Source organism: Pseudomonas savastanoi, assembly GCF_020917325.1.
Classification (GTDB): domain Bacteria; phylum Pseudomonadota; class Gammaproteobacteria; order Pseudomonadales; family Pseudomonadaceae; genus Aquipseudomonas; species Aquipseudomonas amygdali.
On sequence record NZ_CP076652.1, the window covers coordinates 1,815,891 to 1,839,586 of the forward strand.

The 23,696-nt window shown below is 57.2% G+C and carries 17 protein-coding genes; 6 read left to right on the forward strand and 11 right to left on the reverse strand.

Annotated features, from left to right (window positions below):
* Window positions 1-194: 194 nt before the first annotated feature.
* Together KP808_RS08075 and KP808_RS08080 are read right to left on the reverse strand one after the other, a co-directional pair.
* Window positions 195-803: a TetR/AcrR family transcriptional regulator gene (locus KP808_RS08075; RefSeq protein ID WP_058401939.1), complete on the reverse strand. Its 609-nt coding sequence runs from the start codon at window positions 801-803 to the stop codon at window positions 195-197.
* Between the two features lie 106 nt (window positions 804-909).
* Window positions 910-3,780: a PAS domain-containing hybrid sensor histidine kinase/response regulator gene (locus KP808_RS08080; RefSeq protein ID WP_230018021.1), complete on the reverse strand. Its 2,871-nt coding sequence runs from the start codon at window positions 3,778-3,780 to the stop codon at window positions 910-912.
* Window positions 3,781-4,121: 341 nt separating this feature from the next.
* On the opposite strand from KP808_RS08080, the gene KP808_RS08085 reads away from it, so the two are divergent.
* The gene (locus KP808_RS08085) at window positions 4,122-4,775 is read left to right on the forward strand and encodes a TetR/AcrR family transcriptional regulator (protein WP_230018023.1); all 654 of its coding nucleotides are present in this window, start codon (window positions 4,122-4,124) and stop codon (window positions 4,773-4,775) included.
* A gap of 90 nt (window positions 4,776-4,865) precedes the next feature.
* Here the strand turns inward: KP808_RS08085 and KP808_RS08090 are convergent, their stop codons facing one another.
* The 3 genes from KP808_RS08090 to KP808_RS08100 all read right to left on the reverse strand — a co-directional run bounded on the left by KP808_RS08090 (window position 4,866) and on the right by KP808_RS08100 (window position 9,388).
* Window positions 4,866-7,556: a beta-glucosidase gene (locus tag KP808_RS08090; RefSeq protein ID WP_230018828.1), complete on the reverse strand. Its 2,691-nt coding sequence runs from the start codon at window positions 7,554-7,556 to the stop codon at window positions 4,866-4,868.
* 60 nt (window positions 7,557-7,616) lie between these two features.
* Window positions 7,617-7,865: a hypothetical protein gene (locus KP808_RS08095; RefSeq protein ID WP_230018025.1), complete on the reverse strand. Its 249-nt coding sequence runs from the start codon at window positions 7,863-7,865 to the stop codon at window positions 7,617-7,619.
* 296 nt (window positions 7,866-8,161) lie between these two features.
* The gene (locus tag KP808_RS08100; RefSeq protein ID WP_230018026.1) at window positions 8,162-9,388 is read right to left on the reverse strand and encodes an MFS transporter; all 1,227 of its coding nucleotides are present in this window, start codon (window positions 9,386-9,388) and stop codon (window positions 8,162-8,164) included.
* Window positions 9,389-9,461: 73 nt separating this feature from the next.
* On the opposite strand from KP808_RS08100, the gene KP808_RS08105 reads away from it, so the two are divergent.
* Window positions 9,462-10,145 (forward strand): ArsR/SmtB family transcription factor, encoded by a 684-nt coding sequence (locus tag KP808_RS08105; RefSeq protein WP_230018028.1) that lies wholly within the window; start codon window positions 9,462-9,464, stop codon window positions 10,143-10,145.
* 65 nt (window positions 10,146-10,210) lie between these two features.
* Here KP808_RS08105 and KP808_RS08110 read toward each other — a convergent pair whose 3' ends face one another.
* A complete protein-coding gene (locus tag KP808_RS08110; protein ID WP_230018029.1) occupies window positions 10,211-12,379 on the reverse strand; it encodes a TonB-dependent siderophore receptor in 2,169 nt (722 codons plus the stop codon).
* A 186-nt stretch (window positions 12,380-12,565) separates the two neighbouring features.
* Window positions 12,566-13,474, reverse strand: coding sequence for a LysR family transcriptional regulator (locus KP808_RS08115; protein ID WP_230018031.1), 909 nt, complete (start codon window positions 13,472-13,474; stop codon window positions 12,566-12,568).
* Window positions 13,475-13,589: 115 nt separating this feature from the next.
* Here KP808_RS08115 and KP808_RS08120 point away from each other — a divergent pair, with 115 nt between their 5' ends.
* On the forward strand, window positions 13,590-14,018 hold the full coding sequence (locus KP808_RS08120) for a VOC family protein (RefSeq protein WP_122258247.1): 429 nt from the start codon (window positions 13,590-13,592) through the stop codon (window positions 14,016-14,018).
* Window positions 14,015-14,602, forward strand: a complete 588-nt coding sequence (locus tag KP808_RS08125; protein ID WP_058408462.1) for a glutathione S-transferase — start codon at window positions 14,015-14,017, stop codon at window positions 14,600-14,602. The genes KP808_RS08120 and KP808_RS08125 overlap by 4 nt, the downstream gene beginning before the upstream one ends.
* Before the next feature lie 390 nt (window positions 14,603-14,992).
* Here KP808_RS08125 and KP808_RS08130 read toward each other — a convergent pair whose 3' ends face one another.
* From KP808_RS08130 to KP808_RS08145, 4 genes are read right to left on the reverse strand one after another with little or no spacing between them, the layout of a single operon-like run.
* Window positions 14,993-15,262 carry a PAAR domain-containing protein gene (locus tag KP808_RS08130; protein ID WP_003424462.1) on the reverse strand — a complete coding sequence of 90 codons (270 nt, stop codon included), beginning with the start codon at window positions 15,260-15,262 and terminating at the stop codon, window positions 14,993-14,995.
* Window positions 15,259-16,950, reverse strand: coding sequence for a type VI lipase adapter Tla3 domain-containing protein (locus tag KP808_RS08135; protein ID WP_230018032.1), 1,692 nt, complete (start codon window positions 16,948-16,950; stop codon window positions 15,259-15,261). Before KP808_RS08135 ends, KP808_RS08130 begins: the two co-directional genes overlap by 4 nt.
* Window positions 16,947-18,959, reverse strand: coding sequence for a T6SS effector phospholipase Tle3 domain-containing protein (locus KP808_RS08140; protein ID WP_230018034.1), 2,013 nt, complete (start codon window positions 18,957-18,959; stop codon window positions 16,947-16,949). Before KP808_RS08140 ends, KP808_RS08135 begins: the two co-directional genes overlap by 4 nt.
* On the reverse strand, window positions 18,956-21,517 hold the full coding sequence (locus tag KP808_RS08145) for a type VI secretion system Vgr family protein (protein ID WP_230018036.1): 2,562 nt from the start codon (window positions 21,515-21,517) through the stop codon (window positions 18,956-18,958). The genes KP808_RS08140 and KP808_RS08145 overlap by 4 nt, the downstream gene beginning before the upstream one ends.
* A gap of 449 nt (window positions 21,518-21,966) precedes the next feature.
* Between KP808_RS08145 and KP808_RS08150 the strand changes: the two genes are divergently transcribed.
* Both KP808_RS08150 and KP808_RS08155 read left to right on the forward strand, forming a co-directional pair.
* Entirely contained in the window at window positions 21,967-23,505 is a 1,539-nt protein-coding gene (locus tag KP808_RS08150; protein WP_407692669.1) for a cryptochrome/photolyase family protein, read from the forward strand.
* A complete protein-coding gene (locus tag KP808_RS08155) occupies window positions 23,502-23,645 on the forward strand; it encodes a DUF2256 domain-containing protein (RefSeq protein ID WP_080394996.1) in 144 nt (47 codons plus the stop codon). Before KP808_RS08150 ends, KP808_RS08155 begins: the two co-directional genes overlap by 4 nt.
* Window positions 23,646-23,696 lie beyond the last annotated feature (51 nt).

Below are 23,696 nucleotides of genomic sequence, written 5' to 3' on the forward strand. Positions count from 1 at the left end.
AGACGCGATTGGCTCTATCGACGGACCCTCAGTGAATGTAGGATCCAATTCAACAGCTGCAGCGAAGGAACGCCGCAGCGATCAGGGAAGATCGACCATTGCCAGGAGGCTACTGACAGGATGTCGGAATGGTCATGTTGCAAAACCACCCGCTTCGGCGGGTTTTTTGCGTCTGCAGGAAAGCAGGGTGGGGTTCAGCAATCCGGCTCGCAACCCTTGAGCACCAGCCTGAGAATGGTCCGGGTCGCGGCCTCGTAATCGGCGTCTTCCAGTTTCGCCTTGCCGGTGACGGTTGCGATCTGCCAGTCGAAATCTGCGTAGGTCTGGGTCGCGGCCCAGATGGTGAACATCAGGTGATGGGGGTCGAGCGGGGCGATCTGCCCGCTGTCGATCCAGGCCTGAATGCATTCGATATTGTGCCGCGCCTGCCCATTGAGCTGTTCGATCTGCTCTGACGTAAGGTGCGGGGCACCGTGCATGATCTCGCTGGCGAACACTTTCGAGGCAAAGGGCAGGTCACGGGAAATCTGGATCTTCGAGCGGATATAGCTGCTCAGTACATCGGCCGGTACACCTTGAGGATTGAACGGCGTCGACGCTTGCAGGATGGGCTCGATGATGCTTTCCAGCACCTCGCGATAGAGGTTTTCCTTGGATTTGAAGTAGTAATAGACGTTGGGTTTGGGAACACCGGCCTTGGCCGCGATATCGCTGGTCTTGCTGGCGGCGAAGCCCTTGTCGGCGAATTCCTCGCTGGCAGCGCGCAGGATGAGTTCTTTGTTGCGCTCGCGGATACTGCTCATGACCCGGTTATTCCCTTGCCTGCATGGCGGTCGCGCATGTTAGCACCGGGTTTGCGCAGCGCTCAATGTCGAAGGCCCGAAGCACGATTGCAACGAGCCGGTTGCATCAGGCACTCATCAATTCCTGGACTCGGGCAGCCAGAGCATCAATCGCAAACGGCTTGGTCAATACCCGCATGCCGGGTCCGAGTTGCTCGTCACCAATGGCTGCGTTTTCTGCATAACCGGTGATGAACAGGGTTTTCAGATGCGGACGTACTTCGCGTCCGGCGTCGGCCATTTGTCGCCCGTTCATGCCACCGGGCAATCCTACGTCGGTGATGAGCAGATCGATATGCACGTCCGAGCGCAGCAGTTTGAGGCCGGCCAGGCTGTCGGCCGCCTCGATCAGGGTATAACCCAGATCGCCGAGCGCATCGGTAAGCAACATGCGTACCGTCGGTTCGTCGTCCACGATCAGAATGGTCTCTCCAGACTGGGTGACTTCGAACGGCGCCTGGTGCACATCGCTCTCGTCTCTGGTCGCCTTACCGTCGTAACGCGGCAGATAAAGGGATATCGATGTTCCCTTGCCCACCTGCGACTGAATGCGCACCCGGCCGCCGGACTGGTTGGCGAACCCGTAAATCATCGACAGACCAAGACCGGTGCCCTGACCAATGGGCTTGGTGGTGAAGAAGGGGTCGAATGCCTTGGCGATGACATCGGGCGTCATGCCTGTGCCGGTGTCGGTCACGCACAGCGACAGATAGTGACCCTCAGGCATATCGTGACCCTGCGCCACCTCACCCTCTATCCACTGGTTGCTGGCCTCGATCGTGATGCGGCCGCCGTCCGGCATCGCGTCGCGGGCGTTGATACACAGATTCAGCAGCGCGTTCTCCAGCTGGCTTGCATCGACCAGCGTTGCCCATAGCCCCATGGCCCCGATGGTTTCGACCACGATGCTGGGGCCGACCGTACGCTGGATCAGGTCCGTCATGCCTTTCATCAGCCTGTTAACGTCGGTCGGCTGCGGGTCCAGCGTCTGACGTCGAGAGAAGGCCAGCAGCCTGTGGGTCAAGGCCGCTGCGCGCTTGGCGGCGCCCTGTGCGGTGACGATGTATTTGTCTACATCGTTCCAGCGCCCTTGCGCAATACGGGTACTCATCAGTTCCAGAGCACCGGAAATGCCTGCCAGCAGGTTGTTGAAATCATGGGCGAGACCGCCAGTCAGTTGCCCGACAGCTTCCATTTTCTGCGACTGACGCAGCTTTTCTTCAGCCTGCATCAGTTCCGCAGTGCGTGCTGCCACGCGCTGTTCAAGCGTGTCGTTGAGCGAGCGCAGGGCTGCAGTGGCCCGGTCGCGCTCGGCCGCCACAGCACGTCGTTCATCGACGTTGATGAGCACGCCCGGGAAGCTCAGTGGAGTGCCGTCATCGGCACGGTCGACGCGGCCGTTCGCCTCGATCCAGTAGTAGAGGCCGTCGGCACGGCGGACCCGATACTGGTGGGCATAAACACGCCCACTGGTGATGACCGCGTTGATCGCATCGATCAAGCCTTGCTTGTCTTCGGGATGAACAGTGGCAATGACCTGTTCCAGACTCAAACCATCGAAGCCCAGAGCGGGGTCAAGACCAAACGCCTTGGCGAAGGCTTCGTCGACGGTAAAGCGGTCGGCCGTCAAGTCCCAATGCCAGGTACCGATAATCGCACCCGCGGCGAGGGCGAGCTGAACGCGGTCGACGTTCGCGCGTGCGACGGCTTCGCTGGTGCGCAATCGCTCCTCGGCGTTGCGTCTTTCCGTCACGTCACTGAAGATGACTGCAATCTGTCGATCAGCCGGTTCACCGACACGCACCGCTCTGACTTCAAACCAGCGCTCGAACGCCTTGGCGTAATTCTCGAAATTGGCAGGTTCGCCGGTTTTGGCGACATGGCCATAAGCCTCAAACCAGAAACGCTCCAGGTCTGGAGCAAACTCGGTCACCCACTTGCCACGCAAATCGACACCGGCCTGACGTTCAAAGGCAGGATTGACCTCGATGAACCGGTAGTCTACCGGGCTGTCGTCTGCATCGAACTTGACCTGAATGATGGCGAACGCTGCTTCGATGGTCTCCAGCATGGCTCTGGAGCGCTCTTCGCTCTGGCGCAGCGCGTTTTCTGCCTGTTGCATCTGTGACATGTCGAGCATCGCGCCGATCATGCGTACGGCTTTGCCCTCGTTGTTGCGTATCACATGACCACGGTCCAGAACATTGGCATAAGTACCATCGAATCGGCGAAAACGGTATTCATCGGTCCAGGCAGTGCCGCTGCCGTCAATCAATGCATGGATAGAGTGGTAAATGCGTGTCTGGTCATCGGGATGGATCTGGGCTATCCACCAGTTACCGGAGGTGTCCAGTGTCGCCAGGGGGTGGCCGTATGCCTGTTCCAGTGCGTCATTCCAGAGCACGTGGTTGGCGGTAAAATCCCAATCCCATATTGCGTCATTGGTAGCCTTGGCGGCCAACCGGTAACGTTCCTGGGCTTCTTCGGTTGCGCGTGCCACCAGATGCTCCCGGGTGCGGTCGCGCAGGATCTTGACGAAGCCAAGGTGAGTATTTTCCTCGTCATACAGCGGCATCATTTCGCCAGACGCCCAGAACAGCTGACCATCCTTGCGCAGGTGCCAGCGTTCGTCCGACGCTCGGCCGACGCTCAGAGCGAGTTGCATTTCATGTTCGATCCGGCCGCAGGCGCGGTCCTCCGGCGTGAAGAAACACTCCGCATCCTGCCCGACCATTTGTGCAGCGGACCAGCCTAACACCTGTTCTGCACCCGGATTCCAGTCGGTAATGATGCCGTCTGGATCCGTGAGGATCATGGCAAAGTCCAGCGCGCTGTCAAAAGCCGCACGCTTGCGCGCCTCCCGGCTGGGCAGTGCTGCTGCGCCGTTTTCCGGCCCGGCGTCGATACCGGCTTCTTCAAGTGCTGCGCGCAGGTGCACGACCTGTGCTTCCAGCTCTTCTCTTGTCAGGTATTTCAGAGCGCCTCCGGCTCACACGTTAATTGTCTGCATGGTCGGGCAGCTGCCCGTGGCTGCTTTTCGCACTGCAATCTCACTGTCGAGGTCGACGCTTGCGAGTGCCCCTAGCGTCCGGGTGTCAGGTGCCGTACTTTGGGTATGTCTCTCTATGGCTATCGACATACAGTCGGGCTTCGGTATGCATCGGCATGCGTGCGGGTTTCTTTAAAGGGCGTCAATATCGGTGCCCAGGCCTTTTTTCCGGGTTTCTTCCGGTCGCATGCTACGATTTATCCTTTCGTTGTGCGAACAGTGCCCTTCGTATGTCCGTGAATTCAAACAGTTCTGATACACCCGCCACAGTCAAGCAACCTGCGGTGAAGCGACGTCTTCCCAAAGGGGAGGTGCGCAAGGCAGAGATCATTCAGGCAGCCATGACCATCTTCGCCCGGGATGGCTATGCGGGGGCCTCGTTGTCTAACATTGCCAAGGTTGCAGGTCTCTCTCAGGTCGGATTGCTGCATCATTTCCCGACCAAGCTGGTGTTGTTGCAAGCTGTTCTTGAACATCGGGATCAGTACGTTGCTGCCAGGTTGCATGACGCCGGGCAAGTCGCTTCGCTGGAGGGGTTCATGGCCTTTCTGAAGCAGGTCATGAGTTTCAGCATCGAAGACGCCTCCGTCAGCCAGGCGCTGATGATCATCAACACTGAAAGTCTATCGGTCACGCACCCTGCACACCGCTGGTTCAGTGAGCGTTTCCAGATTGTGCACAGTCATCTTCAGACGCATCTGAATGTGCTGGCTCAGGCAGGTGAAATTCGCCAGGACGTTGATGTCAGGCAAATCAGCCTCGAGATAGCTGCGATGATGGATGGCATGCAGATTCAGTGGCTTCGATCGCCAGCAGACGTGCAGATAGACAGCGCATTTGCCAGGTTTCTCGAACGACTGGCGCAGGAACTGGCAGGGCGATGATCAACGATCAATCGCATGAGAGTAATCGGTGGTCGCATCGACCACCGATTACCGCTACTCAGGGATACTGTCGCTCAGAATGGCTGTTGCTTAGTAGGCCTGCTCTGCCTTGACTTGTACTGCCTTGCGCAGGGGGACTGGAAGGGGGTTTGAATCTCGTGTGGTCAGTTGCTCCGGATAAAGCGCTACTACCGTGCGGTCGAGTGCCAGGTTTTCCGAGTCCTTGCCCACCAGGACCTTGAACTTGCCAGGGTCGACGTTCCAGCTCACCGAATCGGGTGAGTAATAAGCGAAAGAACGCGAGTCCAGTGCAATCGTGACGGTTTTGCTTTCGCCTGGCTTCAGGTAAACCTTGGTAAAGCCCTTCAACTCTTTCTCCGGGCGATCAACCTGAGGCCTGGATGGCTGCACATAAAGCTGAGCAACTTCAAAACCTGCCTTGTCGCCAGTATTGGTGACCTTGAAAGAGGCCTGAATGGTCGCGCCCGGAGCCAATACGTTGCTCGACAGTTTCAGATCACTGTACTCGTACGTGGTATAGGAAAGCCCGAAACCGAATGGATAGAGCGGTTTGGTGTGCTTCTTGTCGTAACCGCGATAGCCCAGGTACAGGCCTTCGCTGTAGGTCATTTCAACTGGAGGGTTGGCGCTGCTGAAATAGTACGGCACCGGGTTCGAGTAAGAAGCATAGCTGGGGTTGTCCTGCGCCTTCTTGTCCAGGGTGATCGGAAGCTTGCCCGACGGGTTGACCTTGCCATACAGAATTTCGGCCAGTGCCTGACCACCCTGTTGCCCCGGATACCATGCGTGCAGAGATGCAGCTACCTTGTCAGCCCAGGGCTGCATATCCATACCACCGCCACCATGCAGTACGACGATGGTTTTGGGGTTGGCTTTCTGAATGAAGCTGATCAACTCGGACTGGAATTGCGGCAGTTCGAACGGCCGATCAAGCGACTCACCCTCGTATTCGAAGTTATTGCCGGCGGCTACCACGACAGCGTCGTAATCTCCCAGGTTCTTCGGTGGACGCAACGATGCCCAGCTCATCTGCACACCGTTCATGCCGCCCAGCACCGGAGTGAAGTTGCCTTTAAGCCGGCGATATTCCAGGCGCACGTTGTACTCGGTACCGGCCTTGAGACTGGCCGTTTTGACAGTGCGCGGCACCACTGGAATCAGGTCGAACGAGACTTGCGAGCCCTCATCCTCAAGCACCAGCTCGTCATTGATCCAGAGTTTATAGGCACCGTCCGCCCGTACCTTGAACACCTGAGGGCCGCTGATCGTCGGTTTGATCTTGCCGGTGAAACGCGCCGAGAACGAGCCTGCTGACGGGGTATAGCCGTTGACTGTGCTGGTGCCGTTATCGGTCTGGTTGGTGTTGGTAATCCAGTCCAGATTGATGCCGGGTTCGACGCGGGTTGCAACCGGGTCGCCGGACAGCGAGGTATTGGCGTAATACTCGGCTTTTACACCGGTATTGCTGATGGCCTGTTGGTCTTTAGCGGGCTGATACCAGACCGACGACTTCGGGTTCAGGCTCATCTGTGAAAGGTATTCCACGTTGGATGTGTTCGACGCCAGTTGCTTGAGCCCGCTCAGTTCAGTGACATAGCTTGCGGGTGCCGAATAAGCCGTACCAAACGGCGCGGTCGGCGGCTGCATGGCCAGATCACCGATGACGGCTATCTTTGCGTTTCTGGGCAGTGGCAGTAGAGGTTTGTTTCCGTCTACCGGCTGGTTGCGCAGCAGAACTATCGACTCTCTGGCCACGTTCAGTGCGGCCAGTTGCCCGTACTCACGATGCTCCAGTGGCTGCGCCTTGTTGATTCCCTTATCAAAACCATAGCTGACCAGTGCTCTCAGGTTTCTGCGCACCTTGTCATCAATCACGTTCTGATGCAGTTGACCATTCCAGACATAAGGCAGCAGTTTGGCTTCAGTAAACTGGAGTCCGCTGGGCATGTCGATATCGGTACCCGCCCACGCACCCTTGAAGGCGTCCTGAACCGAGTTGAAATCGCTCATGACGTTACCTTGAAAACCCCATTGGCCTTTCAGGATGTCGGTGATGAGGTGGTGGTTTTCACACGCATATTCGCCGTTGATCTTGTTGTAGCCGCACATGATCGAGGCGATATTGGCGTTCTTGACCAGTGACTCGAAGCCAGGCAGATACAGCTCTTGCATCGCTCGCTCGTCAATCTTCACATCCAGATAATGACGGTTCGCTTCCTGCTCGTTCATCAGGTAGTGCTTGGCGGCCGCCTGGACGCCCTGAACCTGAATGCCGTTGGTCACCGCAGGCGCCAGTACGGCACCGAGAAACGGGTCTTCGCCGCTCATGTACTCAGCCGCTCGCCCGTTGAAAGGCGTACGGTACAGGTTGATGGCTGGCGAGAGCATTTGCTGTCCACCTGCTATGCGGGTTTCGTAGCCGATCGCCAGACCGAATTCCTTGGCCCGGTTGATGCTCCAAGTGGCTGCGAGTGCTGACGGGGAAGGGTACTGCGCACCGAACGTCTTGCCGCCGACCAGCACGCCCATCGCCGAATCATAGGCGACCGTACCCTGCAGGTTGAACTTGTCCAGCTTCGGAATCATCCGGCCGTCGTCAACGCGCGAGAAATTGATTTTTTCCGATTGCGTCATGTTGTCGAGCATTGCGCCTACGCGCGCTTCGACTTCGTTGCCTGTCATCGGCGTCACAGCGAACACGCTGCCTGCCTGGGCGATACCGAGCGCCAACAGGCTCAGGCCCAGGCCTTGTTTGATCATGGACACGGAGTTATTCCTTACGTCATTCATTGATTGATCGTTTGTGTGTCAGCGGGGAAATCAGTGGTCTGCATCGCTGCCAGGGGCGTCTGCGGTATCAATCGGGGCATCCACAACCGTTTGTGCTCCACCAGGTGTTTTCTGCACGGCAAGGTCGGCACCTGTGATGTGTTCGCGCTGGTCGTCGACTTCTGCACGCCGCTCGCTCGAGGTTGATGGCAGCGGGTTCTGCCGGTCAGCGGCAGACACGGCCAAGGTGGAAAGGGATATCAGCAACGTGGTAACAACAGGCAGCAGGGGGCTGGCCATCGGGAGAGTCTCCAAATAGAAATATGAAACAGGCAGACAGGCAAGTCGGCAGCCGGGGCGGCCGACAGGTTCTTCAAGACGTGCGTGACAAGCAGAAAATTGCTGAACGGTAAAATACACGAATGCAATTTTATATAGTTGATTGTTTGTAAATTCAGGTATCAACTATGCGGATTTAGCTTTGCTTTAATTCCGCAAAATTCATTTTTATGGCAATAAATTAGTGGTTTTTATTATTTTACAGAAATTATTATTCTTTTTTAAAAGCAGAGTGGTCACTCTGTTTTAGGCATTGGCTACGGTTTTCCATGTGGCCGAGTGCTGATGAGGACAAGTATCGCTGCCGCCTGAATACTGGCAGCAAGTGCCAGCGCTATCAGGTCGCTGTAAGGCCCGTTGAATAAAGTCCGGACACCACCGAAGAGTGCTGGCGCAAAGGCGTAGCAGCCTTGAGCGATGGCGACGATCAACGTCACCACGCGCGCAACCTGATGCCTGGGAAATTCCGCTTGGGCAATTAGCGGAGGCAGTGATGTCGCATTGCCGATACCCACACCGAAAAGAATCATGCCGGCACATAACAGGGCAGGGCTTGTGCCTATAAACATCAGCACCACACAGCCCAGGCACTGGCAGGCGTAACTCAGGCAGGCGACGTGGCGTCGACAGGTGCCTGGCGCTAATAGCCTGCTGGACAGAAATCTGCCGAAGATAGCGCTGCAGGTAGCGACACCCATGGCCATACCTGCGGTCTGCTGTGTGACGTGATCAATCAGCAGCAGGAATAATTGGCTGATCAGGCCGATCTGCGCAAACAGCCCGAGCGACATGGCCGCCGCCAGCGTAAGAAATGGTCGGTTACTCCGTAACGTTAAGGGCGCAGTTTCGTGGAATGGAGGCAGGTCAGTGGCTGTCTGGCGAATGTCATCGGGGTGCTGACCCAGATGTTCAGGCCTGAACCGGAACACACCGAAAGCGAGGAGCGCAATCACGCCTGTTGAAAGTACACCCACCACGACCGCAGCGAGGCTGAACCCGAACCGGTCGATCAGGTACACCCAGCCCGATGAAAAGACTACACCGCCGATGCTCGCGCCGTTATAGGCCATCGCCAATGCGCCAGGGCGCTTGCTGACAAACCATGGCGAGATGGTAGCGTTGACCGCCGCCGCGCCCATGGTTACCCAACCGAACCCGCTCAGCGCCGCGGCGATGAACAATTGCCAGGGCTGATTGGCGATCGACCAGCTGAACACGCCGACAGCAAGGGTTACCGCCCCTGAAACCGTAATCCATGGGAGGCCATACCTCTTGTATAACGCAGGCAGGTTGACCACGACTAACGTACCTGCAAGAAAATGCACCGTGACCGCAGCCGAGCACAGCGCGGTCGACCAGCCGGTTCTCTGAATGACGGCATACATGAATATCGGTGGACCGTAAAAGCCGATGCCCCAGCCAAACACAGCCATCAGAAATGTAGCTGCGACGACTTTTCTGCCAAAAAAACTCGATTGATACATGGGTGAATCCCTTCAAGTGGTTTGGCAGCAGTATGATGGCCGCCTACCAGAACACTTCAGGGATGGCTGAACTATGGATGTTGAAGCGGCAGACCTCTCGCTGGCGGCAGTGGCGGGTGCCATTGCTGACCCTGCACGATCCAAAATGCTTTGTGCGCTACTGGACGGGCACGCACGAACCGCGACCGAGCTGGCGGCGCTGGCCGATATAGGCGCATCGAGTGCCAGCGGGCATTTCGCGCGTTTGCGTGAGCAGGGGCTGGTGGAAATGCTCGTGCAGGGCCGGCATCGTTACTATCGACTGGCCAATGCGCAGGTGGCGCAAGCGCTGGAGTCCTTGCTGTTACTGACTCAGCACAGCGCTGCGCCCTTCAAACCCAACACGCCTTCTGCCTTGAGACAGGCTCGAACCTGTTACGACCACTGCGCCGGTGAAGTCGCCGTCAAGTTGCACGACGCCTTACTGAAGGCCGGCTGGTTAAATGAGCAGGGCAAGGACTATGTGATCAGTGAACGGGGTGTCGAATCACTGAACGCGCTGGGCATCGACGTGGACGCAGTACGTCAGCAACGCAGACGTCTGGCCTACGCCTGTCTGGACTGGAGCGAACGCGCCCCGCACATCGGTGGCGCTCTGGGGGCGGCGCTGCTGGAGCTGATGCTCACGCGCGGCTGGGTAAGCCGCCATCTGGACTCCAGAGCACTGAAGCTGACTGCCAAAGGGGTGGGCGGTATGGCGAAGGCGTTTGGGGTGTAGGTGTTGCCTAATCCGCCGGTAATCACTCCGCTACCAAGCATGCCCGGTAGCGGAGTGGCCCAGGTTCAGAAGCTGTACTTGGCCGTCAACGCATAGCTGCGTGGGTTGCCGTAGACGTCGGTGGAGCCCCATACCGAGCTTGCGCCAATCGCCGTGTAGTAGGTGCGGTCAAAGATGTTGTTGGCGTTCAGTTGCAAGTCGAGGTTCTTGCTCACCTGATACCCCGCCATCAAGTCTGCGACGGCGTAGCTGCCTTGTTCCAGGCGATAGCTTCCATCGGTGAGCGCGATGTCGTTGTACATGCGGCTCTGCCAGTAGACGTTGCCGCCGACGCGCATCTTTTCCAGTGCGCCTTGCAGGCGGTAGACGGTCGATACCTTGAACAGGTGCTCCGGTGTGTCGGTGTTGAATTGCTGGTTCTTGTTCGTCGGATCGGTGTCCTTGAGATAGTGGGTGCGGGCATAGGTGTAGCCTGCGCCGACTTGCCAGTTCTCGGTCAGCGCGCCTTGCAGTTCCATCTCGATGCCCTGACTGCGTACCAGACCGGCTGCGTCGTAACAGGTCAGGACCGCGCAGCCCGCCTGGGTCGGTGACTCGGTCTTGAGGTTTTTCTGGTCGATCCGGAACACTGCCAGGCTGGCATTGAGGGCGCCGTTGAAATATTCGCCCTTGATGCCGACTTCATAGTTTTCGCCCACGACGGGGTCTAGCACCTTGCCAGACAAGCTTTGCGCGCTCTGTGGCTGGAAGACATCGGTGTAGCTGGTGTACAGGGAATGGTGTTCATCGAGCTTGTAGATCAGCCCCGCGTAGCGCGTCAGGTTGCGGGTGACCTTGTAGTCTTCATCACCAGAGCGATCATCGTAGTTGTACCAGTCCAGACGCCCGCCGAGGATCAGGGTCAGCGGGTCGGCCAGGCTCAGACGTGTAGTGAGGTAGACCGCATCCTGGGTGGCGATGCTATGCGTCTTGCCATCGCGGACGAAGTCCGGCTTCGGCGCGCCAATCGGCAGTCCTGTGTCATAAGGGCTGTACTCCTTGCTGGTCTTGTCGTACACGCGCCTGCTGGTCCCGACCACCACTTCATGGGTGCGCCCAAACGCTTCGACCGGTCCGCTGGCGTAGACATCGAACGCAGTCTGCTGCTCCTCAGGCTTGGACTGATAGGCCGTCGTTTCCAGCGGGCCGTTGTAGCGCGACAGGTAAGTGCCTGAAAACAGACCGTCCAGCGCCGAGCTCGAGCCTGCTACGCGCAGTTTCCAGTCGTTGTCGAAACGGTGCTCCAGCTCACCGAACACGGTGTCTATGCGGATTTTCTTGTTTTCCCAATCCGAGCCGGAATAGGTCGAACGCGGCAGGTTCAGGTGATGGCCGTCAGTGCCGAGTGGCAGGCCGCCCCAGAAGTAATTGGTCTGATCTTCCTGACGAGACAAGCCCAGAGTGGCGGTCGTGGCATCGTTCAGATCGGCCTCGACCACCCCGTAGAAAACGCTGTGATCACTTTTTTCCTTGTCGCGGAAACTGTTGGCATCCTGGTAGGAACCGACTATCCGGCCGCGTACCGTGCGGCTGTCATTCAGTGGTCCGGAGGCATCGAATACGCCGCGGTAGTCGTCCCAGCTTCCGACCGTGCCGGTGAGGGTGACTTGTGGAATGGCGGTAGGGCGTTTGCGCACCATATTGATCGCTGCTGAAGGGTTGCCAGACCCTGTAGCCAGGCCTGTAGCGCCTCTGATCACCTCGACATGATCGAACATGGCCAGGTTGGGCTGAACGCCTGCCGTGTAGCCCGAGTACGAGGCGGGCAGGCCGTCGTACATGATGTTGTCGATGTCGAAACCGCGAGAGGTATAGGTTTGCCGGCCCGGTCCGCTGGACTGGTCCAAAAACAGACCTGGGGTGTATTTCACCACGTCGTTGATGCTGGTCATGGCCTGGTCGTCCATGCGCTGACGAGTGACGACGGTCACCGCCTGCGGGGTTTCACGAATGGTAAGCGGCAATTTGGTCGCCGTCTGCATCGGGCCCGTGGTGTAGGACTGACTGTCTTCGGTGGTAGAGCCAAGTTGATCGCTGCTGATTTGCGTCGCGCCCAGCTCCATTGTCGTCGTCGATGACGTTTCGGTGGCCTGCGTTTCAGTGCCGTAGGCAGCCTGAGAAGTTGCGATCCAGATGCCCATTGTCAGCAGGGCAGGGGTAAAAAGAAAACGGCTTTGTGATTGCTGGCCCGGCATGAACCCGACACTCCCTGAAGCCGTCCGTGGCTGGATGATAATAATGTTGATAACTGTTCTCATTATTGTGGCAGGTTGTTTCTGTCAGAAAAAGACACTGCGAACAAATAGTTAACAAAATTTTCACATTTGCACGGCGAGCTCAGGTGCGCGTCTGCGCGAGCATCAGTTGAGTTTTTGGCAGTGCTATCGATCTTGAAGAGAGGGATCAGGCAGACATTTTTCCAGCTGTGGCATCGCCCATTCGACGAATGCCTTGACCCGGGGTGAGAGCTGCAAGGCGTGCGGATAAACCAGTTGAATCGGCAGATCTGCCGTTTCGAAGTCATTGAGTACCCTGATCAGGCGACCGTCAGCCAGTTCATCTGCAACCTGATAATGCATCAGCCGGGTCACGCCCAGACCCTGTACGCAGGCCAGGCTGGCGGCGCGGACCTGATTACAGACCAGTCTGGGGGTAATGTCCTGTATCAACTCTTTACCCTGATGCCGGAAGTACCACTGCCGGCCGTGCGAAGCCAGCGTGATACACGCGTGCTCAGGCAGTGATTTCGGCGTGTCCAGAAGCGCGGCGGTGCGCAGGTAGCCCGGGCTTGCACAGGTCACCAGCCGGGTCGCCCCGATCCTGCGCGCGACCATCGCCGAGTCCGGGAGATGGCCGATGCGCAACGCCAGATCAAGGCGCTCGTCGAGCAAAGGCACGATCTGGTCATTGAGGTTCAGCTCGACGTTGATGTCCTGATACTCGCTGAGAAAGGCGTTTACCAGCGGAGCGATATAACGCTGCCCGAACTCGACAGGTGCCGTCACCCGAAGCAGGCCCCGCACGATGCCGTCGCGGCCATCAAGGCGCTGTTCCATGTCATCGAAGTCCGCGAGCATGCGCCGGGTCCAGCGCAGATACTCCTCGCCCTCATCGGTCAGGGCCATGCGCCGCGTGCTGCGGTTCAACAAGCGTACGCCCAGATGACTTTCCAGAGCGGCCAGCGAGCGGACTAGCGACGCGACCGATTGCCCGGTGACATCCGCCGCCGAACTCAGACTGCCGCTGTCGACGATCCGCACGAAATTGGCCATTGCCTTGAGCCTGTCCATTGCCACCTTCTGATTTGTGCGATTAGTGCATAGGTCTTGTCAGGTCCGCAGCATAGGTGAAACCACTGCCGTGGCCGACACTGGCGAAACTGCTTCCAATCGGAGTTTCAACCTCATGAGCCTGCAACCCAACCCCGCCCGGATTCTCGCATACGACCACATCGGTATTCGCGTCAGCGACCAAAACCGCGCACTGGCTTTCTACCAGGCGCTTGGTTTTGTCGAGAGTGCGCGTTTTCCACGTTACGAAGCCAACGAGATGCTCAGCCCGGACGGCGTGCGCATCAACCTGATCTTCAATGGCGTTCGCGTGCCCCGTGCTCACAACGTGTTGCTGGATGACCCACTGAAACTGCCGGGCATGACGCACCCGGCGTTTATCGTCGATGACCTGCAGGCACTCGAGCGCTGGCTGGGCGCGCAGGGAATTGTCGTCACTGAAGGGCCGCACCCCATCGGCCCGCGACGAATCGCACTGTTCATCCGCGACCCTGATGGCAACGTTCTGGAATTCAATCAACTCGTCGATGGAGACACACAATGAAACTGTACGATCTGCAAGCCTCCGGCAACTGCTACAAAGTACGCCTGTTCGCTGCCCTGGCCCATATCGAGCTTGACGTGGTCGCCGTGGATTTTCTGAACGGCGAGCATAAAAAGCCACCACTGTCCGACCTGAATCCACTGGGCGAATTGCCGGTTCTACAGGATGGTCCGGTCGTCCTGCGTGACTCGCAGGCCATTCTGATTTACCTCGCTGGCGAATATGGCGGTCTGGCGTGGTGGCCCGCTCACCCTCAGGGACAGGCCGAAATCGCCCAATGGCTTTCGTTCGCTGGCAACGAAATCCAGCACAGCCTTTGCGCGGCGCGGCTGGTGCAGAAATTCGGCGCTGCGCTGAACAAGGCCGAGGCCCTGCAGAAATCTTCTGTTGTGTTGGGGCTGCTCGACAAACATCTTGCACAGCATGACTGGCTGGCAATGGGGCGACCTACGATTGCCGAGTGTGCGGTTTATCCGTATGTGGTGCTGGCACCGGAAGGCGGTGTGGAGTTGGGGGCGTACCCGAGTGTTTTGCGGTGGCTTGAACGGGTGGAGGGGCTGGCGGGGTATTTGATGAGGCCATAACAGGCGGGGCGCGGCACGAATTCCAGGCTATTGGGCAGCTTCGACTATCTTGATCGCTGGGCTTAACATCCTCCTGAAGGTTGTATGCAGTATGAGTTTTCGGCGGTACTGAGCGATCTGAACGATTACTTTTTCTCGGTGATTTACTGCTGCTTAAGGCTTCAAGGAGGATCATCAACTGCCCGACGATCTAGTCGGGGAGTTCATAGCCCTGTGTTCACGCTAGCTGGCTCGACTCCCGATTTTCTCAAACCCCATAGACGAATAGGGCACAGGCGCGATGGTCAGATTTTGCGTTTAGAGCATGGTTGTACCCACCTCTTTAAAATCACGAAATTCAATATCGTTTTACTGTGCCCTCGTTGCATGGCCTGATTGCAAATAAAATCCCTAGACCACTCGCACATTCATGGCATGGCTGGCCACGCCCTGGCAACCGCACGCCAGTCGATGGCCGTGCAGGACCACCGGGATACCGTTCAGTTTTCGGGTGGGGTGGCCTTCGATAAAGGCGAACTCACCCGCATGAAGCGGGCAGGTGGCTTTGTCGCCCAGCACGGCCGGTGGCTTGCCGTTGAGTGTGTGGGTGCCTGCCAATTGGCAGGACACCACTCGGCCACCACTGCTGGTGGCGTCGCCCAGGCAGACGGGATAACTCACTCTGCGGGTGCCCCGCCGGTTGGCGAGCCGAAGGTAAACGGGTCTGCGCCGCGGTTCTGAGTGTTCTTCACTTTGCGGGCTTCATCGGGCGGGCGGACCATTTGTACGGTCAGGCTGCCATCGGTGCCTGCGTAGACCACCGCACTGACGCCACCATCCTTGTAGCTGGCGATGGTTGCCAGATTGATCTCGACCAGCGCACCACTAACCCCGGTATTGCCCAGACGACGACCGATGTCGTAACCCTCTTCGACATTACCCAACTCAAGACCGTGGCCGTCCTTGTTCAGGTCGTGCAGGGCGTTGTTCAGGGCGATTTCCGCTTCCGGGTTGTTGGTGCTGTCGTAGAACACCCGTACAGGTTTCTGACCGTCGGGCAGCGTGTCCAGCGCCTGCACCCATGCGGCTTGCAAGGCTTTGGCTTGTAAAGCAGGTTTCAAGCGCTTGCCGTTTTCATCCTGCATGGGCGCCTTGATCGGGCGGTGCAAATAGCCGAGTACCGGCGCAGCGTCGAACTCCTTGACCTGATGCTGACCCCAGCGGATGGGCAGCCACGGGGAGGGCTCGAAGTTGCCAGGGCCGCGATTGCTGATGGTTTTCCAGAGGGTAGGGAGCTGGGCTTGCCAGTAGGCGGTGGACATGGTGCCTGGAGCGTAGGGGCTTTCAATCCCCTTGGCGCTCTCCGCGCTTTCGTACCAGTCTGAAAATGCTTTATCACGGCTCCAATAAAAAGCCCAAAGTTTGCCCAGATCGGTATTTTTGTTTTGATTGTCTTCTTTTTCGCTTATCGCATAAGGACGAATATACCGGTCTACACGATCCGAACGGGTGACAAGTAGGCCTGTCATGCTTTCGAACACGGTCGGTACGACCTGAGCATTTTTGGGCAGGCCGGGGGTACCACGTTTACGATAAATGTTTCGTGTGACGTCGCCGTCCTGACTTGCGATCAATGCTTGTGGGACCTGCGGATTATCGTTGAAGAACTTGAAAAGTCGCTCAATCATGGCTTGAGCATTGCTCGTGCTCTCATCGTCCTGCCATAGGAATAGCGTGACGCCGAGAGTAGCAGCATTGCGACCGGCGTTGATCAGGTTTGCGGCTCTGTAGGGTTTTTCATATGGATTAGGTGGGCCAAGCGCGAAGACTGGAATCGGCCAATAGGCTACGGATTCAGACGCTGAATGTTTGAAAGCGACTTGTAATTTTATATCTGCGCTGATCTCTTTAGCGTCGAGTGAGGGGTCATAATCCTTGGGGTCCCGTGAAAAGATAGAGACAAAATTATTGTTTTTCTTTTTTATGAAATCCCAGATTTCAGACTGATGATCTTCATAGATGCCAATTCCGGCACCTCTTATCTCCAGTGAATAGGTTCGCTGTCGAGCAGCCTCCTGTTCTGCATTCTGAGTGATCACTTCGGATTTATAAGCGGCCAGTTCAGCTTTTTCATGAGCGACCGCGTTGCCCCACCAATGCCCGCTGTACGCCAATAGTGCAGCAGCCAAAATCCCTGTAATACTCCAGCGTAACACTGAATGTATATCACGAAGTTCCACGTCGGTTTCCTGTGCTTTCAAATAAACAATGATGACAAAGCCGAGCCACAGCACCAGCGTTAGTCCGATCGTCCAGAGGTAGGGTCTTAGTGATGGGCGAAGTGAAGATTTTTGTTTGGTGTCCGTCACTGCTTTGCCCCTTTATTCAAGACATTCTTGACCAAGGCCGGTGGGGACAGAGGGACCACTCCATAGGGTGGAAATATACCTTTTTGATAGTACTGATGACTGGCCTTTACCAATGCCTGGGCACGTGGACTGAGACGCCCCCACGCTGGGGACTCGGTTGAATTGAGAAATTTTTTTGCATCCATTCGCCAGTCCCCAATAGCCACCAGCAATTCACACATTGCGGGGTCGTCCAGGCTTTTGCATTGGCCAATCGCGATGTCCATTGCAGTAACCCAACGGTGATTCTCCGGACTCCGTAGCAAACCGGAGTGATAGGAGTTGTCTCCCCATGTACTGTTGTCATGTTCCATACGTTTACGGACTTCGAACGGTGTTTCTTCTCGCTGAAAGCTTCGACGATTGTTGGAGATGCGTACCGATCTGGTATGTTCTTCGGGGTCATTGGACAGGCTGTTATAACGTGCCAGAGCTTGCTCCTTATCAATCTTGTACGGGTCATACTCACCAGGCATCTGTATCCAGAGAAACGTGGCCGCGTCTTTGCCGAGTGCAACGCTTTTCCCGACATCGTCAGGCCTATCTCTGCCAGCGGTCGTGGGTGTCCCTTTGATTGCTTCGCCGCCAAACATCTGCGGTTCGTGAGGGGGATTCAATGCCTCTGCATTGATCAGGCGTTCTTGCCCTTCTGATACGGGTGCCTGAGAGACAAGCCCGACAAAGAAAGAACCGCCTGGGTAACGGCTCTCGCCTTCCGCACGCAGAAACTCGGGCTGAGGTGTCTTGCCTACCAAAACCGGCTCTCCGTCGCGATGGCGTTTTGTCCACATCCGCTGATAAAAGCGTCTTGCCTGCAGGATCATCATAGCCATTCGCCCATCCGGCAAAGCGTCAGGTACGCCATACGTGCCGATGCCCTGCACATCGTCCAGCGCCACGGTGGTGTCATCAGGACAGAAGTAGAGATACACTTTGCCGCGATTATCTCGTTCGGGGAAGACGGTCAAGTTACCAAGCTTATTCTTTCGGGTACCTTGAGCGGGCGACCATTTAGGCCCACTTCTGCCTGCATAGGTAGCGGGGTTTCTCAGGTCTGACAATGGCGGCTGTGTGTGAGGGTTTTTTGTAACCGCGCTGACGATATTGATCAGCGTTGAGAGGGTGTCATGGTCTTTGGGTGTTACGTCTGGCAGCACACTGTAGGGTGAGTCAACCATGATCACAGTGTCCGCGCAACGCTGGCCTTCATCGACCAACAAGGCTTGCGCCAATAACGTTATAAGCGTGCCTTGGCTATGGCCCATGATGGTGATGGTTTCATCGGGCGATAGGCGGCGAATCTCGCGGACCAGCATCGCCAAACGATGCGCTGCCAGCACAAAGTAGTGCCTTGAAGGCGCTTTTCCAAAGTATAAAGAGTTATCCGCACTCAAGAATTCTACTGAATGAGTTTTGAAGTTTGGCTCGAAGCCTTCTCCATACATTTCTTGTAAATTGTTTGTCGCGTTGGCGAAAAAACCACCGCCCTTGGCAAAATGACGATCCAGACGGTTGCCGTTGATGTCTTGAAACTGATTGCGCATTCTGAGCGGGTCGCCCGCATCATCGCGTTTTATATCCTCAGGTGCTGCTCGATAGCCCCAGTAAAAAGGGATGAGAAGGCTGTGGGTTTTAGGGTCAGTGGTGTCGCGCCGATAAAGATAAGTGTCAGAATCATCGATTATTACCTTCTGGTCACTGCTCCGTTTTTCAGGCGCTGTTTTTTCAGCTGCCTTGTACTTGGCCCCATACCGCCCAGCCACCAGATCCGGCCGATCCAGCCGCTCATTCACCCCCTGACACAACCCGGTCTCCACCGACTCATAAGAAGCCCCCGGGTCATTCACACCATGCAGAAAGATCACTACGCCGGGCAAGTCGGCGGGAACTTCCATTTTGCTGGTGGTATTTAGGTTGGGGATCAGGCGTGTGTTGCCTTGGGCAACGGCGTATTCATCGGCGCCGTTCATTGGGCACCTCCTTTCGGTGTGCCGCTGCGTAGTGCCGATACTTGCGCCTGATGCATCATTTCGCGTTGCACGCGCTCTGTCAGTCCGTCTGCGTTCGTCATTCCTTTCACCAGGCTGCCATCTTCCAGTTTGATTTCATACGAGTGGTCCGCTGCTGCCCGCGGGCTTTGTTCGCTGTGGCCGGGGTAGTGGAAGGTGACCTGCTGGGCGGCGGGGTCGCGGCCGAATGAGGGGATCGATGCGCTGTCGGTCTTGGGGCCGATCCAGTCGTGTTCGCTGGCGTGCACGGTGACTTTGCCTTGCGAGCCGATCTCGACGCCGCCGCCAATCTTGATGTAACTGCCGTCATCGGCGACCAGGCGAATGGTCGGCGCGGTGATGACCACTTCGCCTTCGACGGCCGAGACATGCAGGTTTTTCTGGGCATTGAGGGCGATGTCGTCTTCCTGGGCCTGCACCAGCACTTTGCCGCGGTTGGCGATGGCGCTGATGCCAGCGTCCTGGGCGAAGGCTGACAGCCCTTTGCCCGCTTGCAGGTGCATGGCCGCGCCGCTGGTCAATTGCAGGTTGTTCTGCGCGGTGGTGTCGTGATGTTCACCGGCATAGTGAACCTGCGAGCGCGGCGTGGCGCTGGCAATACCTGCTGCTGCGGTCATGGCCAGTACCGGGTCGCCCAGGCCGTTGCTGTCCGGCGCGGGCCATTGATTCAGCGACTGACGCAAGGCGTCGATGCCTTGAACATCCACGGCCTGACCGCCGCGCGCGGCAGCGGTTTCGCCGAGGGATTTGAACAACTCGCCGCACTCGGCCAGCAGTTTGAGCAGCTCTTCGCGATCCAGTTGCGAGCCTTTTGCGTCGGTACGCGCATAGGTGGTGAGTAACATGCCCTGCGCGGCACGCAGGGCGATGGCGGCATCGGTGCGCAGTTCTGCACCGTTGCCGCGCGGCTGGGCGGTGCCGTCAGTACGCGGGTCGGTCAGTTTGCCCAGGTTGAGGGCTGTGGCCTGATGGGTTGTGCCCATGCGCGCGCGCAGTGAGCCTGGCGTGTCATCGAACAGCAATTCGTTGAAGCCGCTGCCTTTATGTTCCTGGGTGCGGATCCCCGACAGCGTGCGGTTGCCCGGCAGCCCCGAGGCCTTGCTGAAGCGTGGCGGCAGATTAATGTTGTTGTAGAGCACCGACGTCACCAGAGGCCGGTCGATATCGCCTGCCAGAAATGTCACCAGCACTTCCTGGCCGATGCGTGGCATGAACTGATGGCCGAAGCCGCTGCCAGCACTGGGCATCGCCACCCTTAACCAGGTGGTGCCTTGCGGCAGGCTGTCGCCACGCTGCCAATGGAACCTGACCTGTATCCGCGCCAGCTCGTCAGTGAACACTTCCTCACCTTCCGGCCCGACCACGATGGCGCTCAGCGGGCCGTTAATGCTCGGGCGCGCAACGGTGATCGGATGACGATAGGGGATCTTGTGGCGAATGCACACAAACTCGTTTTTGTAGCCCGCGCTTTCGTCCGACAGGTAATTATTGCTGCCCTCATGCTTGACCGTTATCAGCAGAAAACTGCGATCTTCAGCAGAGCCGCGGTCATGATCAAAATGCTGGGTCAGCTCAAAGGTGTGGCCAGGGTACATGGCGCGGCAGGTACTGTTGCCGGTGAATGTCTTGCCCTGTACTTCAATGGCTTCCAGGCGCTGACGCACCAGGCGTTCACCGTCTTTGAAGGTGCCATGGCTGTAGTGATCGAGCACGTCATACACTTCATACGCGTCGACATTGCCCTGCTCATTGAGGCTCGGCATGCCGACAGGCAGCTGATTACGAGGCTGCTTGTAGTCGAATGTCTGAATGGACATGCGCCCCGATTGCAGACGTCGATGGCTGCGCCATTCGGTAATCGAGTCCGCTGTCTCGGTAACGGATGCGCTGTGATAACGAATGCTTGGCTGTTGCGGCAGGGGCGAGAGGTCACGCGAGTGATCAAGAATGATCAGCGTGTGCTTTTCCTGATTGTGATCGAAATAGAAGAACAGGCCTTCGTGTTCCAGCAACCTCAATACAAAGGTCAGATCGCTTTCACGGTACTGGGTGATGTAACTGTGCGTCTTGAGTGGCTGGCTGAGTTGAAACTCGAAGTCGGGCAATGCGCCGTAGGCCGCAAATACCGTTCGGATAACGGCTTCGATGGTCTGTTCCTGAAATATGCGCGAGTCGACGCGTCGCGAGAGCATCCACAGCCATGGGCTTAGCGTGGCGCTGTAGCGGGCCAGGCCGCCGTCGCTGCCTTCCAGGCTGAAGGTGCTGATATAGCCATTGATGAAGCGCGATTCGCCGGTGGCGAGTTCTATTGCCAGTTGTGCAGGCTGGCCGATCTGCGATTTGAGCTCCAGGCTGGCATCGCGGCTGATCATCGACAACTCGAAACTGAACAGCTCGGACAGGCTTTCAGTGCCGGAAAAACTTTCCAGCAGGAGTTCCTGTTCGTCACGGGCAACGGTCGTCAGCTTGATCAAACGACGGTTTTGTGGCGCAAACAGCGCCGTTAGATCCTTTAACATTGTTGCTCCGTTATAGAGTCAGCGCCTCTTGCCGGTTGAGAGTGCTGTATAGATAGAGATTGAGGAGTTTATACATTTCTTGCCGGGCTTACACTTTGAAATTGCAGGGATATGTCATCAACGATGCCACTCCTGATGCGGCAGTTAATAATGTGGGATGGCTAACAAGGGCGCTGGTCAATTCACAAGAAGATTTATGCACTTTTAAAAGCGATGGCGCTGACACGTGTTCTCATCTCTGACAATTGGCTTTGCGCGGACCAGTCAAGACCTGCAACAACCATGACAGGTAACTCATCGAAAAACGCTATGAAAATCTTGTACATGAAATTACATTGGTACAAGTTTTGCGGCTTCGGAGTATTGGATAGCTGGCCCTGAGGTACAGGTCAATCGTCTGACGCCACAGCTTTTCAGATTCTTGCAGACGCCATGCGGAGCCTTTTCCATTGACCGAATCCCCCCATCTCCACCTCGTCCTCGGTGATCAACTGTCTTTCGACCTGGCGTCCCTGAAAGACCTGAACCCAGAGCGCGATACGGTCCTGTTGGTCGAGGTGATGGAGGAGGCAAGCCATGTGCCGCATCATCCGCAGAAAATCGTGCTGATCTTCAGCGCCATGCGTCATTTTGCCGAGGCGCTGCGCGAGCGCGGCATTCGGGTGCAGTACGTCATGCTTGATGACCCGCAGAACACCGGGTCGGTGCCGGGTGAGTTGCGGCGCTGGCAGGCCCTGCTGCAAGCCAAAGAGCTGCACGTCACCGAGTGCGGTGACTGGCGGCTGGAGCAGTCGATCAAGGACAGCGGGTTGCCGATTCAATGGCATGCCGATACGCGCTTTCTCTGTTCCCGCGAAGAATTTTCGTCGTGGACGCAGGGTAAAAAGCAGTTGCGCATGGAGTTCTTCTATCGGGAGATGCGGCGCAAGAGCAGGCTGCTGTTGAACGGCGATGGCACACCGGTTGGCGGTGCCTGGAATTTTGATGCGGAAAACCGCAAGGCGCTGCCCAAGGGCGTCGCTGCGCCTTACCCGATGCGCTTCTCGGCAGACGGGATCACTCGCGACGTGCTGACACTGGTAGCTGAACGTTTTGCCAGTCATTACGGTTCGCTGGATGATTTCGATTACCCGGTGACGCATGTCGATGCTCAGGCGCTGTGGGACTACTTTCTCGATTTCGGGCTGGCGGGTTTCGGCGATTATCAGGACGCAATGGCCACTGATGAGCCGTTTCTGTTTCACGCGCGGATCAGCGCTGCGCTGAACATCGGCCTGCTGGATCTGCGCCAGATCTGCAGTGACGTTGAGTCCGCGTACTGGTCGGGCAGGGTGGCGCTGAATGCCGCCGAAGGTTTCATTCGCCAATTGATCGGCTGGCGGGAATATGTGCGTGGCGTTTACTGGCTGAAAATGCCCGAGTATGCCGATGGCAACCTGTTCGGTAACAGCAGGCCGCTGCCGGAGTTTTACTGGACCGGCGAAACGAAGATGAACTGCATGAGTCAGGCGATCGGCCAGAGCCTCAAGCATGCCTATGCCCATCATATTCAGCGCCTGATGGTGACCGGCAACTTTGCGCTGCTTGCCGGTATCGTGCCGAGCCAGATCTGCGAGTGGTATCTGGCGATTTACATGGACGCTTTCGACTGGGTCGAGCTGCCCAATACGCTGGGCATGGTCATGCACGCCGATGGTGGCTATCTGGGTTCCAAGCCCTATTGCGCAAGCGGCCAGTACATCAAGCGCATGTCTGACTATTGCCGTGGCTGCGCTTACAAGGTCACTGAAAGCACGACTGACGATGCCTGCCCGTTCAACGCGCTCTACTGGCACTTTCTGATGCGCCATGGCGATCTTTTGCGGCGCAATCAGCGTATGGGCATTATTTACAAGAACCTTGATCGCATGGCTGAACCCAAACAGCAGGCGTTGCGGGAGCGGGGCGAGGCGTTGCTGGCCAGGCTCGATGCTGGAGAGGCGCTTTGAAAAAGACTGAGCTGCCGGTCAAAACCTGTGTGGTCTGCGGGTTGCCGTTTACCTGGCGCAAGAAGTGGGCACGCTGCTGGGATGAGGTGCGCTACTGCTCTGAACGCTGTCGTCGAAACAAGCCATCGGCGAGCCAGTAACGCTTTCAAAATATTTCGAAATGAAAAGTGCTGAACTATCGCTTCGCCAGA